Genomic DNA, 14157 nt, shown 5'->3' on the forward strand with positions numbered 1-14157 from the left:
TCCGGACAGTTTACCAATCAGCCACTGACAGTTTGGCCACGGCGTTGCTTACCGTGGGTGTGATCCGGTGGCGCTGCACACCCCATGCCGCCCGCGCGGCTAGCATCAGCGTATGAACAGTGCGAGCGGGGCCGGGGCCGGCCTTCCGACGTCGGAACTTGAGGCAGGACCGCAGGTCACCAGCAAGGGCAGGGTGTTGGCCTGGGCGGCCTGGGACTGGGGCTCCGCCGCCTTCAACGCCGTGATGACCACTTTCGTTTTCACCGTGTACCTGACGTCTGATGCCTTTGGCGGCGAGGACCGCGCGTCCGCGATGCTGGGCGGGGCCCTGGCTGTGGCAGGCGTTGCCATCGCCCTCCTCGCGCCGGTCACCGGGCAGCGCTCCGATACGGGCGGCCGCCGCAAGCTGTGGCTTGGCGTCAACACCGTGGTTGTGGCCATCCTGACCGGGCTGTGCTTCTTCGTCTACCCGCAGGCTGAGTTGCTGCTGCTGGGCGTGTCCCTGATCGCCTTGGCCAACGTGTTCTTTGAGTTCGCCGGCGTCAACTACAACGCCATGCTGACCCAGGTTTCCACGCCGCAAACCATCGGAAAAGTCAGCGGCTTCGGCTGGGGCATGGGCTACCTGGGCGGCATCGTGGCACTGCTCGCTGTGCTCCAGCTGTTCGTCCAACCCAGCTTTGACTGGTTTGGCTCCGCGACAGAGGACGGGCTCAACATCCGGCTTGTGGCGCTGTTCTCGGCGCTGTGGTTCCTGATCTTCGCGCTCCCTGTGATGTTCGCCGTCCCCGAGCTACCCAAGCCTCCGCAGGCCAAAACGCTTGGCATCATCGATTCCTACAGGCTCCTGTTCAAGCGGATCAAGGCCATCTACCGGACCAGCCCGCACACCATCTTCTTCCTGCTGGCCAGCGCCGTGTTCCGTGACGGGCTGGCGGCGGTCTTCACGTTCGGCGGCGTGATCGCTGCCGGCACCTTCGGCTTCAGCCTGCCGCAGGTGATCATCTTTGCGATCTTCGGCAATGTGGTGGCGGCGATCGGAGCCATGGTCGGCGGTTTCCTGGACGACAGGGTGGGCCCCAAAAACGTCATCATCGCCTCCCTGATCGGGCTCCTCATCGCCGGCACAGTGATCCTGGTCCTGGGCAACGGGGACTACACGTTCTTCGGTATGGCCTGGGCCGGCAGCACCACGTTCTGGGTGTTCGGATTGTTCCTGTGCCTGTTTGTGGGTCCCGCCCAGGCGTCGTCCCGGGCCTACCTCGCCCGACTCGCGCCTGACGGCGAATCCGGCGAGCTCTTTGGCTTGTACGCCACCACAGGCCGGGCAGTCAGCTTCCTCGCGCCGGCACTGTTCACTCTATGCATCGCGATCGCCACCCCCTTGGTGGCGCCCGGCGAGGCGCAGCGCTGGGGAATCCTCGGAATCATGGTGGTCCTGTTGTTGGGATTGCTGGTGCTTTTTCCGGTCAAGCCGCCGAACAAGACGCCCGTAGCAGTAGTCCCGCAGGCCTGACCCGCCGCCAGCGCGAGGGAGAAACCGTTTCCGCATCACCCTTGACAACATAAAGTGATCGATCACATACTTGGTGGCACCGACTTTTCCGTTCCCGAAGGATCCATGAACGTGCCACAGCTTCCCCGTGAAACCGCCCCGGTGAACCATGCCGCCACTCACACCACCCGCCAGCCTCCGGCGAAAGCGGCTGCCATCCGCGCCGGCATCATCGGAACGGGCGGCATCGTGGGTGCCCACGCCCAGGCCTTGAAGGCCGGCGGAGCCGAGCTGGTGGTCGCAGTGGACATTGACCAGAAACGTGCCCGTGATTTCGCCGGCACCTGGGCTGTTTCCACCACCGCAGCCAGCCTCAAGGAAGCCGCGCGGCTGGGACTGGACGTGGTGGCAATCTGCACCCCGCCGTCGTCACACGCTCCCCTTGCCAAAGAGGCACTGGCACTGGGCTTGAATGTCGTGGTGGAGAAGCCGCCTGCGCTTTCCCTGCGCGAACTCACCGAACTCCAGGAGGCCGAAGCTGCCTCCGGCAAGCGCGTCAGCTGCGTCTTTCAGCACCGCTTTGGCGGCGCGGCACTGAAACTAAAGCGTTTGCAGGAAGCCGGCGTCCTGGGCGCCCCGCTCACCGGGTACTGCAACACACTCTGGTTCCGGGACCAGGCCTACTTCGACGTGCCCTGGCGCGGAAAGTGGGACATCGAAGGCGGCGGCCCCACCATGGGCCACGGCATCCACCAATTCGATCTCCTCCTGGACCTGTGGGGTCCTTGGCAGGAAGTCACCGCGTTCGCTGCCAGGCTGGCCCGCCGCACTGAGACAGAAGACGTGTCCATGGCTGTGGTGCGGTTTGAGTCCGGGGCGCTGAGCACGGTGATCAACTCGGTCATTTCACCGCGGGAAACGTCCCAGCTGCGCCTTGATTATGAGAACGCCACCGTGGAGGTGGAGCACCTCTACGGCTATGACGACTCGCACTGGCGTTTTACCCCCGCACCGGGCATGGAGCAACTGCAGGAAGTGTGGGACGCGGATTCCTCTGAAGGAAGCCGCGGCCATGCGGCGCAGTACCGGCAAATAATCGCAGCGCTGGCCGCAGGAACAAACCTCCCCGTCACGCTGTCAGATGCCTATGCCACCATGGAACTCGCGGCCGGAATCTACTCCAGCGCAATCACCGGGCAGAGCGTCCGCAGCGGCAGCATTACCGAAGGAAACCCGTTCTTTGACCGCGCCGACGGCCGGCTGGAACCCTGGAAACTGGAAACGAGCAACGCATGAGCCAAACACTTCCTGACACCACGTCCAATCCGGCGTCCGCAGCTTCCGGACTGGACTGGAGCGATGACGGCCAGTCGGTAGAGGTAACGCTCGACGGCGTCGCCCTCCTCAACTACACCTACGTTGCCACGGATGCACAGAACGAATCCCCGCGACCATTCTTCCACCCGTTGCGGACCCGCGGCGGCGATGCCGTCACCGCCTACCGCCCGCACGACCACACCTGGCACAAGGGCATCGCCTGGTCCCTGCCGCACCTGGGCCCGGACAATTTCTGGGGCGGGCCCAGCTACCGCCGGGGCCAGGGCTACCAGTGGTTGCCCAACAACGGCGCCATGCGCCACCAGTCCGTGAGAACCGAAGAAACCGACGGCGGCATGTTCACGTTCTCGCACAACCTGCAGTGGATCACAGAGGCCGGCGCCCTCGTGGTGGAGGAAGAACGCTCCTTCCAGGCGGTGCCCGGCGATGACCCTGAAAGCTGGACGCTGATCTTCGAAACCGCCATGACCAACGTGTCCGGCGCTGACATCCACATCGGGTCCCCCACCACCGAAGGCCGCGAGAACGCCGGTTACGGCGGGCTGTTCTGGCGCGGACCGCGGGCCTTTACCGGCGGCACCATCCTCGGTCCGGGCGGCGCCACCGGCGAGGAACTGCGCGGCAAGCGCGCGCCCTGGCTGGCATTCGTTGGCCAGCATGACGAGACCTGCCGCTTCTCCACAATCCTCATGGTGAACGATTCCTCCACCGGCCACCCGCAACCGGAATGGTTTGTCCGCACCGAGCCGTTCCCGTGCATGGGGCCGGCACCCTTCTTCAGCGAAGAGGTCTTGTTCACCGCCGGTTCCACCCTCCGGTTCCGTTACGCCGTAGTCATCGCGGATGGAACGTCCGACGTCGGAAGGGCCACCGAGCTCGCGGACCGTGCCACCGGACTGCTGGCGGGGTTGGCAGGCTGATGGCCTCCCCCGGGTTCTCGGACAGCAACGGTGTTCCTGCTGTTCCTGCGTTCCCCGGCGGGACCGCAGTCAGCGGGCTGAAAGTCTACGACTGGGAAGCCGCCGACGGCCTGTGCGGAGGCTCGCCGCACCTGCACACTGTCTCTTCCGAGGCCTACCTCGTAACCTCGGGCAGCGGTACTGTCCAAACGCTGAGCATGACCGGCCCGGCGGAGCACGAGCTTTCCGCCGGCTCCATGCTCTGGTTCAGCCCCGGAACCGTGCACCGGCTGGTCACCACGGACTCACTGGCGTTGAACGTGATCATGTCCAATGCTGGCCTCCCGGAAGCGGGCGATGCCGTCCTGACCTTCCCGGCCCATGTTCTCGCGGACCCGGAGCTGTATGCCTCCCACGCCGCACTGCCGGGACGGGACCACGGTGAGGCCGCCATCGCGGAAGCGGCCCGCCGTCGTCGTGATCTTGCCCTGGAAGGCTACTTCGAGCTTCGGGAAGCCATCCTGGCCGAGGGAACAGATGCCCTGGCCCGCTTTCATAAGGTTGCCGCCGCACTGGTCCGCCCGAACATCGCCAAGTGGCGCGGGATCTGGGAAGACAGGGTCCGCACCGACGTGGCAGCCACCGAACGCGCACTCAATGCCCTGGAAAACGGCTCCGCCGAAACGCTCTCCGGGTCAGCTGTTGCCCGAGCCCTCCCCAAGCCAGGCCCGGCGGGTTACGGGATGTGCGGGCGGCTCTCCACGTGGCAGCCCCTGGTACCGGCCTGAAGTGGTCGGCGTCACCCCAAGACCAAGCGTTGCAGACTAGGCTGGATGCATGGATGTGGATGAAACCGATCTTCCCGGCATAGGCCGGCGCAAGGATTTTGTTACCGCTTCAGGACGCCGGATCGGCGTCGTGGAATTGCGGGAAGGAACCACCGAGCTCATTGTTTCCCGGTGGGACGATCCGGACACCTGCCAGGCTTCCATCGCGTTGACCAGCGACGAGGCGAATGCTCTGGGGAATCTTCTTGGCGGCCGGCACCTGGCCATAAAACTGGCGGAGGAACATAAGGATGTTCCGGGAATCGTCACACGGCAGTTTTCCATCTCGGCTGGCTCGCCGTTTCACAATGAACCTATGGGAAAGGCCCGCATCCGCACCCGGTGCGGCGTTTCCATCGTGGCGATAATGCGTGAAGGTGAGGTTGTGCCCTCGCCGGGACCCGACGTCGTGCTCCACGCCGGCGATTTGCTGGTGGCGGTCGGCACCCAGGAGGGCCTCGACGAAGCGGCCGATATCCTTCGCAACGGCTGACCCGGATGGATCTTCTCGCGCTGACCCTCATTGAGTTGGGGGCCGTGGTGTTCTGCCTCGGCCTCCTGGCCCGGGTGGCCGGCCGGATCGGCATGTCACCCATTCCCTTCTACCTCCTCGGCGGCCTCGGTTTCGGTGCGGGCGGAGTGATAAAGCTCGATGGCATGCACGACTTCGCGCATCTCTCCGGCGAGATCGGCGTCATCCTGCTGTTGTTGATGCTCGGCTTGGAATATACCGCCCCCGAGCTGGTCACCGGGCTGCGTCGATCCTGGAAGGCCGGAATCCTCGACTTCGTCCTGAACTTCACACCGGGCGCCGGAATCGCTGTGCTGCTCGGCTGGGGGCCGGTTGGAGCAATGGTGATGGGCGGCGTCACCTACATCTCCTCGTCCGGGATCGCCGCCAAAGTCATCACAGACCTCGGCCGGCTTGGCAACCGCGAAACCCCCACGGTGCTGTCCATCCTTGTTTTTGAAGACCTGGCCATGGCCATCTACCTGCCTATCCTCACTGCCACCCTTGCCGGGGTCAGTTTCCTGGGCGGTTTGCAGACGGTAGGTATCGCCCTGGCCGTGGTTACCGTGGTGCTGGTGGTAGCGCTGCGGTACGGACAGCGAGTGTCGTCACTGCTGCACAGCGAGAACTCCGAGGTCTTCCTGCTCAATCTGCTGGGCGCCGCGTTGCTGGTGGCCGGCCTGGCCTCTGCACTCCAGGTGTCCGCCGCCGTCGGCGCTTTCATGCTTGGCATCGCAATTTCCGGCGCAACGGCGCATAACGCCACCCGCATCCTGGAGCCCCTGCGTGATCTCTTTGCGGCCATCTTCTTCGTGGCTTTCGGGCTCAATACCGACCCCGCATCCATTCCGCCCGTCCTCGGCTGGGCGTTGATCCTGGCAGTGGTCACCATCCTGACCAAGATGCTGACCGGATACTGGGCCGCGCAGCAGGCAGGCATCGGCAAGCCCGGCCGGTTCCGCGCCGGAGCTGCGCTGATAGCCCGCGGCGAGTTCTCCATCGTCATTGCCGGCCTGGCAGTGACCTCCGGAGTAGTGCCTGGCGAGCTCGCGGCGCTGGCTACTGCCTACGTGCTGATCATGGCCGTGACGGGCCCGCTGATGGCACGCTACATCGAACCCATGATGAAGCTGGTGTACCGCCCAGCCAGCCCGGGGCTGGTCCGGGCCTAGATCGCCGTGCGGTGAAAGTTCAGGTGGCTGCGGCTTGCAGTGGGCCCGCGCTGGCCCTGGTAACGGTTCCCGTAGTCCCCGGAGCCGTAAGGGAACTCGGCCGCTGAGGTCAGCCGGAAGAAACAGAGCTGGCCGATCTTCATGCCCGGCCACAGTTTGATGGGCAGCGTAGCCATGTTGGAAAGTTCCAGCGTCACGTGGCCGGAGAATCCGGGATCAATGAAACCGGCGGTGGAGTGGGTCAACAGCCCGAGCCGGCCCAGCGAGGACTTGCCTTCCAGTCGGGCGGCGATATCGTCCGGCAAAGTCACCGTCTCGTATGTAGAGCCCAGCACGAACTCGCCGGGGTGCAGGATAAACGGTTCACCCGGGTCCACCTCCACCAGCCGGGTCAGCTCGGGCTGTTCTTCGGCAGGGTCGATATGGGCGTACTTGTGGTTGTCGAAGAGCCGGAAAAACTGGTCGATCCGGACATCCACCGAAGACGGCTGCACCATGGCGGGATCGTACGGTTCAAGGACGATTCGTTGGGAGTCTATGTCGGCGCGGATATCGCGGTCAGAGAGAAGCACGCCTCCCAAAATACCGCATAGCCGGAGGTTCAAGACGCCCTTTAGCCTTCGAGGACTTGCCGCAACCGGTCCAGTTGCCCCACTTGCTCCTTGATAGTCCGGTAGACAGAGCCATTCAGGAGCGAGAAGAGCCCCTTGGGCTGGTAATCCAAAGCGAAGCGCACCCTGGTGCCGGACCCTTCCGTGCTGAGGTAGTAACCGCCCTTTGGCCGGATGGGGCCGGCGATGACCTGGAATTCAATCTCGGCTCCGGGCCGCGCCTGGGTGATCTCGAAGTCTGCGGCAATGGACCTGCCGCCGGGCCCGCTCAGGGTCTGCTGGTACACCGCGCCCTTTGCCCCGGCAGTGCCGAAGACCAGTTCTATGCTGCGGATTCCGCTCCGCCACAAGGGCAGGTTGGCGCCGTCCAGGAGGAAGTTGTAGACCTTCATTGCATCACAGGCGATGAGGACATCGTGCTCGGCAAATGCCATGGGGACCGCTTTCGACGTCGGGCAATTTTCAGAAGCCCGTCTCCCCCAGACACTTCAACTACGTTTCAAGCCTAGCCATCGCCCTCCCGCGCCACCTAGCGAACGGGCCCGGCTTAACCGAAGAGTTACCCTATGACATGCCCTCCCCGCGTGACCCGGGCAGGCACCGAACTGCGCTAAGCTAAGTTCTGCTCCGCTCTAACGGGGGCACTGCGGCTGTAGCTCAATGGTAGAGCGCTAGCTTCCCAAGCTTGATACGCGGGTTCGATTCCCGTCAGCCGCTCCAGTTAGCAGGAACAGCACCCCCGGTCCAAGGATTCATTGGCCGGGGGTGTTGCCTTTTACTGCCCTGTGCCGCCGTCAGGCAGGGACTCTAGGCCGTCCGGGTCCGTTCGACAATCCGCACTATCCGGCGCCGGTCCTTAAGGTCCACGCGAACTGACAGCTCGCCTTTCCGCGCCAGTAGGACGGCAATGGTTGCCGCCGCGAGAGCCGGCACGCCGCCGGCGATCAGGATGGCTATTTGGGGTCCAACGTGTTCGGCCAGCCAACCCATCATGGGTCCCCCAATCGCCTGGCCGCCGATCAAGACCACCAGGTACAGGCTCATGACCCGGCCGCGGATGGCGATGTTGGAGCTGGTCTGCACCAGCTGGTTGGACGTGGTGAGGAACATCATCGACCAGAAGCCTGCCACCACCATGATGGCGCCGAACCAAACCATGGAGGGCGCAAATGACGCCAACACCAGCATCAGCCCGAAGAGTCCGGCTGCCATGACCGCGGACCGAAGCCGCAGCCGGCGGCGGCGTGTGGAAGCCACCGCGCCGGTGAGTGCACCCAAGGCCACCAGGGCGTTGAGCAGGCCATAACCGCTGGCTCCTGCATTGAACACGTCGTCGGCGAAGGCAGCCAGCAGCACCGGGAGGCTTAGTGCGAACACGGCGATGAAAGCGGCCATCAGCCAAGGCCAGAAAATTGTGGGTTTGCTCAGCGCATACCGGAATCCCTCTTTCAGCATCCCCTTGCTTCGCGGCGTGGGCGCGCTGATGTGCAGCTGGTCCTTGTGGAGCAGGAGCAGCATGGAGACGGTGAAGATACAGGCCACGGCATTACCGGCAAAGGCCCAGCCCGCGCCCACGGCAGAGAGCAGGACCCCCGCTATAGCCGGGCCCAGGAGGCCGCCCAGCTGAAAGGTGGTGGAGTTGACGCTGATGGCATTGCGCAGGTATTTGGGCCCGACCAGTTCGTTCACGAAAACCTGCCGGGCGGGCTGGTCAATCACTGTCACCAGGCCCAGGAGGAAGGCGATCACATATACGTGCCACACCTGTACGGCGCCGGTCAGTGCCAGCACGGCAAGGGCGGCCGCCAGCACCGCGGCTACGGACTGGGACAGGATGAGGAGTTTTCGCTTGGCGAAGCGGTCCGCGATCATGCCGCCCCAAGGGCCAAGGAACAGCGACGGGGCAAACTGCAGGGCCACGGTGATACCGACGGCGGTCACGGAACCGGAAAGCTCCAGCACCATCCAGTCCTGGGCAATGCGCTGCATCCACACCGCGATGACCGCCACAAAGTGGCCGATGGCAAAGATCCTGAAGTTCGGGACCTTGAGCGATATGAACGTCTGCCGCCACGGCAGCCGCTCCGTCACGACTTCGAGGGGTTGGGTCAACGTTGCCGCGCTAGGTGGGGGTGCCACAGGGGTGTCCTCAAAGGAAAGGATGGATGGGGGTCTCTCTAACCCTAGGCACGGGGCCACGAATCATGGAAGTCTATTGATCCTATAAGTAAGATAACAAAACGTAATACAGTACCTCGACGCCGGGAGGCCCAGTGTTCGATCCCGTCCAGCTCCGCTCCTTCCTGGCGGTAGCGGAAACGCTGAGCTTCACGAAAGCGGCGGAGCGGCTGGGCCTAGCCCAGCCCACCGTCAGCCAACACGTGCGGAAACTGGAATTGGCCGCCAAGCGCGGACTGGTGAGCCGGGACACCCGGGACGTCCGGTTGACGGATAACGGCGATGCCATGGCCGGTTTTGCGCGCACCATCCTGTCCGCCCATGACGCCGCTGACCGATATTTCTCGGGATCAGCGATGCGCGGAAAGCTGCGGTTCGGCACGGCTGATGACCTCGCAATCACGGGCCTGCCGCGGATCCTGCGTGAGTTCCGGCAGATTTATCCGCAGATCAACCTGGAACTTACGGTGGGCCAAAGCGACCAGTTGTACCGCAAGCTCAACGCGGGCCAACTGGATCTGGTGTTCGTCAAATGGGTTGCAGGGGCTAAGGAAGGCACAGTGGTACAGCACGATTCCTTTGCGTGGGTCGGCCTGGAACAGACCTCCTTGGAACCGGGCAGACCGGTCCCGCTGATCTCCTACCCATCCCCCAGCCTGAGCCGGAAACTGGCCATCGATGCCCTGGAATCACACGGCCGCACCTGGCAGATCACTTGCAGCACCCGGCAGATCAGCGGTGTCCTGGCCGCCGTCCGCGCCGGGATCGGTGTTGCAGTGATGCCTTCGTCGCTGGTCCCGGAGGACTTGAAAATCATTACCAGGCGTTTCGACCTCCCGCCCGTGGGCGACGTCGATTTCACCCTGCTGCGCAACCCGCATGCCAACAACGAGGTCATCGAAGCGCTGACGCAGGCTATCGTAGGGCGGACGCTCAAAAAATCCGCATAAGCCATTGATCAACCGCCGATGGTTGCGTAACATTGGCTGGACGGTCAAGCAGACAGGCCTTGTTGAACATTTTTTTTACGGACATTTGCTGGCGCCCTGCTCGGGCCACTGTCCGGGAAAAGGCAGCCAATGACGACAGCCCATAATGATCACCTCCCCAAGTTTCACTCTCTCCGCGACGGCCGCCGCAGGCCCGGAGTTCAGGCAGCCCCGGCAAACCGGGCACCCCATCCAGCTCCCGTTTCCGCTGAGTACGACGGACACGTCGGCAAGCCTCTTTGCGAAGGCTGCGGAACTGATGAATTCATTTATCTCGAGTCCTTCGTCCCACCGGTCGTCCGGCGGGACGGAACCATCAAATCTCTCGGTGAAGTCAGCTACACCTGCACCCGGTGTGAAGAATTTTCCGGACACAAGGTGCCCTTTACCTGGGCTCCGGCCGGCTGGTTCCTCGGCTGAGTGGCAAACGGCAGTGGCCGGGCAGCCCCTTGGGAAGCCGCCCGGCCACAATCAACGCGTTAACAACCTGCTAAGCAATTCAGACCAGCGCTGGATCACTGTTTGATCAGCGCTGAATCACTGCTAGATAAGTCCAACGGAAAGTGCGTTTGGAGTTCCAAACCGGTGCGCGGTGATGCTGACAGCCTGCTCGTGCAGGAACGGCAGCAGCTCCACGTGGCCGGCCTCCGTGACCTGGTGCGAGTAAACCGCAAGGTCAGGACGGCCGCCGGTCGCCTCGGCGAGAGCCCTGGCGTCCCCGCCAATCAGCCGGATGCGCGCTCCGGAAAGCTTCCCCGCCGCGGCGAGCTTCGCTGAAGTTGCCAGCCACACGTCGTCGGACTCCACTGTTACGGAGACATCCAGGCCGTCGAGCAACGCGCGCAACTGCGCAGGGAGTTCGACGGCGGCAGACACAGTAAGTGCCGATCCGGCAAGGACGCCGGCGGCAACTGTACGGAACAACTCCGCCAGCGGGGCGCCGTCGGAAAGCCTGATGGTAACCGGCAACGCACGGTAGCGGAACACATTGCGTTCGGCACTGAGCCCGGAGACATCCCTGGCAGCACCGAACTCTTCAGCCCACGCCTGGGCGTCAGAGGCCAGCGAGCGGTCCAGTACGTCCAGTTCGGCGGGCTCCAGCACCTCGGCAGCAGCATCGGCGAGCCGGCGCACTACGGAGTGTGCCGGCTTGGCCGTTGCCGTGCTTGGGGCAGGCTTCCAGTCACCCAGGCCTACCAGGTAATTGGGACCGCCGGCCTTGGTTCCGGCACCGACTGCCGACTTCTTCCAGCCTCCGAACGGCTGGCGCTGCACAATGGCGCCGGTGATGCCACGGTTGACGTAAAGGTTGCCCGCCTGGATGGTGTCCAGCCAGGTGGCCAGCTCATCCGGGTTGAGGGAGTGCAGGCCGGCAGTGAGGCCGTATTCGATCTGGTTCTGGATGGCGATGGCCTCTTCCAGAGTCTCAGCAGTCATGACGCCCAGCACCGGTCCGAAGAACTCGGTGAGGTGGAAGTAGCTGCCACGCTGGACGCCGTAGCGCACGCCGGGGCTCCACAGCTTGCCGGTTTCGTCCAGCTTCCGGGGTTCAACTGCCCAGTTTTCACCGTCACCGAGGGTGGTCAGCGCATCCAGGAGCTTGCCCTTGGCCGGTTCGATGATCGGCCCCATCTGGCTGCTGGGATCCTCGGGGTAGCCCACCTTGAGGGAGGTGACGGCATCCACCAGCTGGTTGTGGAAGCGCTTGGATCTGGCCACGGAGCCCACCAGGATCACCAATGAGGCAGCCGAGCACTTCTGGCCTGCGTGGCCGAACGCGGAGTACGCCACGTCCTTGGCCGCGAGGTCCAGGTCTGCGCTGGGGGTGACGATGATGGCGTTCTTGCCGCTGGTCTCTGCCAGCAGCGGCAGGTCCTGGCGGAAGGAACGGAACAGCTCGGCGGTCTCGTAACCACCGGTCAGGATGACGCGGTCAACAGCCGGGTGTGAGATCAGCTGTGTGCCCAGCTCGCGCTCGCCCAGCTGGACCATGGTCAGTACGTCCTTGGGCACACCGGCTTCCCACAGGGCTTCGACCATGACGGCACCGCTGCGGGCGGCCTGCTTTGCGGGCTTGATCACGACGGCGGAGCCCGCCGCGAGTGCCGCGAGGGTGGACCCAGCCGGGATGGCGACCGGGAAGTTCCAGGGCGGGGTCACCACGGTGAGTTTGGCTGGGACGAACGTGGCGCCGTCGACTTTTTCGAGTTTCCGTGCCGATTCAGCGTAGTAGTGGGCAAAGTCCACGGCTTCGCTGACCTCGGGATCGCCCTGGTCAATGGTCTTACCGGTCTCGCTGGCCATGACCTCAAGCAGGTCTGCCCGGCGGGCTTCCAGGACATCGCCTGCCCGGTGCAGGATCTCTGCGCGTTCGTCGCCGGAAAGGGCGCCCCAGGCCTTGCCCTTTTCGACGGCGGTGCCAATCACCGCGTTGAGGGTTGCTTCGTCCGTGATCAGCGCGGCTTCCACGGAGTCGTTGCCCAGGGTGGATCCGGGAACCCGTTCCAGGATGGCGCGGCCCCAGCTGCGGTTGGCAGGCAGCGAGGGATCGGTGTCCGGCGTGTTTTCAAAGTGGTCGTGGGGCATGGGCTGCGGGGCCTGGTTGCGGTCCTGCTGGCGGTTGGCCGGCGGAACCTGATCGTCCAGCGTGCCCAGCGACGCGAGGAAGCGCTGCTTCTCCCGTTCGAACAGCTGCTCGTTCTCGCTGAGTTCGAACACTGCGGACATGAAGTTGTCCTGGCTGGCGCCTTCCTCGAGGCGGCGGATCAGGTAGGCAATGGCGACGTCGAACTCGGCCGGGTGCACCACGGGTGTGTAGAGCAGCAGCGAGCCAACATCCTTCTTGACGGCTTCCGCCTGGCCCTGAGCCATGCCCAACAGCATCTCGAATTCAATGCCGGCTTCAACTCCGCGCTGCTTGGCCAGGAGCCAGGCGAACGCGATGTCGAACAGATTGTGGCCGGCGACGCCGATCCGGACATTGCCGATCCGGTCCGGGTGCAGCGAGTAGTTGATGACGCGCTTGTAGTTGGTGTCCGAGTCCTGCTTGGTGTTCCAAGTGGCCAGCGGCCAGTCGTGCAGCGAGGATTCCACCTGTTCCATGGGCAGGTTTGCGCCCTTGACAACGCGGACCTTGATGGCCGCGCCGCCGTTCGCGCGGCGTTCCGCGGCCCAGTCCTGCAAACGGATCATGGCGGCCAGCGCGTCCGGCAGGTAGGCCTGGAGCACGATGCCGGCCTCAAGGTTTTTGAACTCGGGCTTGTCCAGGATCTTGGTGAAGACCGCAATGGTCAGGTCCAGGTCCTTGTACTCCTCCATGTCCAGGTTGATGAACTTGGCCTTCTGTCCTGAGCGCGCGAAGGACGCCGCACGGGCGAAAAGCGGCGTGAGCTTTTCCACAACGTGCTCCACAGCCTCGTCGAAGGCCCAGGCCGAGTGCGGTGCGACGGTGGAGGAAACCTTGATGGAGACGTAGTCGACGTCGGGACGCGCCAGCAGGGTATGGGTACCTTCCAGTCGACGGGAAGCCTCATGCTCACCGAGAACGGCTTCGCCCAGGAGGTTGACGTTGAGCTTGATGCCGTCCTTGCGGATTTTCGCGATGGCCGGTCCCAGCTTGGCGTCAGTCGCATCCACGATGAGGTGGCCCACCATCTCGCGGAGCACCTTGCGGGCGACCGGAATGACCACCTGGGGCAGGACAGGTGCCATGGTGCCGCCCACGCGGACGGCGCTGCGCATGTACCAAGGGAGGAACGCCGGAACTTTCGGGGCCAGGGCTGCCAGGTTGCGGGCGGCGACATGCAGGTCCTCAGGGCGGACCACGCCGTCGACAAATCCAACCGTGAAGTCCAGGCCGTTCGGGTCCTTCAGGACGCCGGCGAGCTGCTGGGCGGACGCATCAACTGGAACCTTCGAAGCCTCAGTGAGCCAATGCCGCACCAGGGCGATGGTTTCATTGGCCAGCGACTGTGCCTGCGGGACGTTGACGTCCACTGCACCAGCTGCGCTGGCTGGGAAATGCTTGGTTGCCGTCTGGGCCATGGTGTCTACCCGTTTCTTTCTCTCAAGTGGAGGGTCCTTTCCTTCAGTATGGGCTTCCTTTCACATAAGATAAAGCGACGTTTTCTGAGCAAT

12 protein-coding genes and 1 tRNA gene are annotated in these 14157 nt (G+C 64.0%); 9 read left to right on the top strand and 4 right to left on the bottom strand.

Going from position 1 to position 14157, the window contains the following annotated elements; genetic code table 11:
- Nucleotides 1-112: 112 nt before the first annotated feature.
- From AC50X5_RS16035 to AC50X5_RS16060, 6 genes are all read left to right on the top strand, one after another.
- Complete coding sequence (locus AC50X5_RS16035; protein WP_494977075.1) at nt 113-1516, top strand: MFS transporter; 1404 nt, start codon at nt 113-115, stop codon at nt 1514-1516.
- Between the two features lie 105 nt (nt 1517-1621).
- Nucleotides 1622-2791 carry a Gfo/Idh/MocA family protein gene (locus tag AC50X5_RS16040; protein WP_494977076.1) on the top strand — a complete coding sequence of 390 codons (1170 nt, stop codon included), beginning with the start codon at nt 1622-1624 and terminating at the stop codon, nt 2789-2791.
- Complete coding sequence (locus AC50X5_RS16045; protein ID WP_494977077.1) at nt 2788-3753, top strand: DUF6807 domain-containing protein; 966 nt, start codon at nt 2788-2790, stop codon at nt 3751-3753. The genes AC50X5_RS16040 and AC50X5_RS16045 overlap by 4 nt, the downstream gene beginning before the upstream one ends.
- Nucleotides 3753-4520 carry a cupin domain-containing protein gene (locus AC50X5_RS16050; RefSeq protein ID WP_494977078.1) on the top strand — a complete coding sequence of 256 codons (768 nt, stop codon included), beginning with the start codon at nt 3753-3755 and terminating at the stop codon, nt 4518-4520. The genes AC50X5_RS16045 and AC50X5_RS16050 overlap by 1 nt, the downstream gene beginning before the upstream one ends.
- 49 nt (nt 4521-4569) lie before the next feature.
- Nucleotides 4570-5052, top strand: coding sequence for a cation:proton antiporter regulatory subunit (locus AC50X5_RS16055; RefSeq protein WP_494977079.1), 483 nt, complete (start codon nt 4570-4572; stop codon nt 5050-5052).
- 5 nt (nt 5053-5057) lie between these two features.
- Complete coding sequence (locus AC50X5_RS16060; protein WP_494977080.1) at nt 5058-6242, top strand: cation:proton antiporter; 1185 nt, start codon at nt 5058-5060, stop codon at nt 6240-6242.
- Here the strand turns inward: AC50X5_RS16060 and dcd are convergent.
- Complete coding sequence (gene dcd / locus AC50X5_RS16065) at nt 6239-6814, bottom strand: dCTP deaminase (RefSeq protein ID WP_494977081.1); 576 nt, start codon at nt 6812-6814, stop codon at nt 6239-6241. The genes AC50X5_RS16060 and dcd overlap by 4 nt on opposite strands.
- A 41-nt stretch (nt 6815-6855) precedes the next feature.
- The gene (locus tag AC50X5_RS16070) at nt 6856-7287 is read right to left on the bottom strand and encodes an SRPBCC family protein (RefSeq protein WP_494977082.1); all 432 of its coding nucleotides are present in this window, start codon (nt 7285-7287) and stop codon (nt 6856-6858) included.
- Between the two features lie 212 nt (nt 7288-7499).
- Here AC50X5_RS16070 and AC50X5_RS16075 point away from each other — a divergent pair.
- Nucleotides 7500-7573 (top strand) — tRNA-Gly (locus AC50X5_RS16075).
- A gap of 87 nt (nt 7574-7660) precedes the next feature.
- Here AC50X5_RS16075 and AC50X5_RS16080 read toward each other — a convergent pair.
- Nucleotides 7661-8992, bottom strand: a complete 1332-nt coding sequence (locus AC50X5_RS16080; RefSeq protein ID WP_494977083.1) for an MFS transporter — start codon at nt 8990-8992, stop codon at nt 7661-7663.
- A 134-nt stretch (nt 8993-9126) separates the two neighbouring features.
- Between AC50X5_RS16080 and AC50X5_RS16085 the strand changes: the two genes are divergently transcribed.
- Together AC50X5_RS16085 and AC50X5_RS16090 are read left to right on the top strand one after the other, a co-directional pair.
- Nucleotides 9127-9981: a LysR substrate-binding domain-containing protein gene (locus tag AC50X5_RS16085; protein ID WP_494977084.1), complete on the top strand. Its 855-nt coding sequence runs from the start codon at nt 9127-9129 to the stop codon at nt 9979-9981.
- Between the two features lie 129 nt (nt 9982-10110).
- Nucleotides 10111-10440, top strand: a complete 330-nt coding sequence (locus tag AC50X5_RS16090) for a hypothetical protein (protein WP_494977085.1) — start codon at nt 10111-10113, stop codon at nt 10438-10440.
- 123 nt (nt 10441-10563) lie between these two features.
- On the opposite strand, the gene AC50X5_RS16095 is transcribed toward AC50X5_RS16090, so the two are convergent.
- Complete coding sequence (locus AC50X5_RS16095) at nt 10564-14064, bottom strand: bifunctional proline dehydrogenase/L-glutamate gamma-semialdehyde dehydrogenase (RefSeq protein WP_494977086.1); 3501 nt, start codon at nt 14062-14064, stop codon at nt 10564-10566.
- Nucleotides 14065-14157 lie beyond the last annotated feature (93 nt).

The organism is Pseudarthrobacter sp. MDT1-40-2 (assembly GCF_059383595.1).

Excerpts from the sequence above, each read along its gene's own strand:
- AC50X5_RS16035 (WP_494977075.1), top strand. The coding sequence starts at position 113 with ATGAACAGTGCGAGCGGGGCCGGGGCCGGCCTTCCGACGTCGGAACTT.
- AC50X5_RS16040 (WP_494977076.1), top strand. The coding sequence starts at position 1,622 with ATGAACGTGCCACAGCTTCCCCGTGAAACCGCCCCGGTGAACCATGCC.
- AC50X5_RS16045 (WP_494977077.1), top strand. The coding sequence starts at position 2,788 with ATGAGCCAAACACTTCCTGACACCACGTCCAATCCGGCGTCCGCAGCT.
- AC50X5_RS16050 (WP_494977078.1), top strand. The coding sequence starts at position 3,753 with ATGGCCTCCCCCGGGTTCTCGGACAGCAACGGTGTTCCTGCTGTTCCT.
- AC50X5_RS16055 (WP_494977079.1), top strand. The coding sequence starts at position 4,570 with ATGGATGTGGATGAAACCGATCTTCCCGGCATAGGCCGGCGCAAGGAT.
- AC50X5_RS16060 (WP_494977080.1), top strand. The coding sequence starts at position 5,058 with ATGGATCTTCTCGCGCTGACCCTCATTGAGTTGGGGGCCGTGGTGTTC.
- AC50X5_RS16070 (WP_494977082.1), bottom strand. The coding sequence starts at position 7,287 with ATGGCATTTGCCGAGCACGATGTCCTCATCGCCTGTGATGCAATGAAG.
- AC50X5_RS16090 (WP_494977085.1), top strand. The coding sequence starts at position 10,111 with ATGACGACAGCCCATAATGATCACCTCCCCAAGTTTCACTCTCTCCGC.
- AC50X5_RS16095 (WP_494977086.1), bottom strand. The coding sequence starts at position 14,064 with ATGGCCCAGACGGCAACCAAGCATTTCCCAGCCAGCGCAGCTGGTGCA.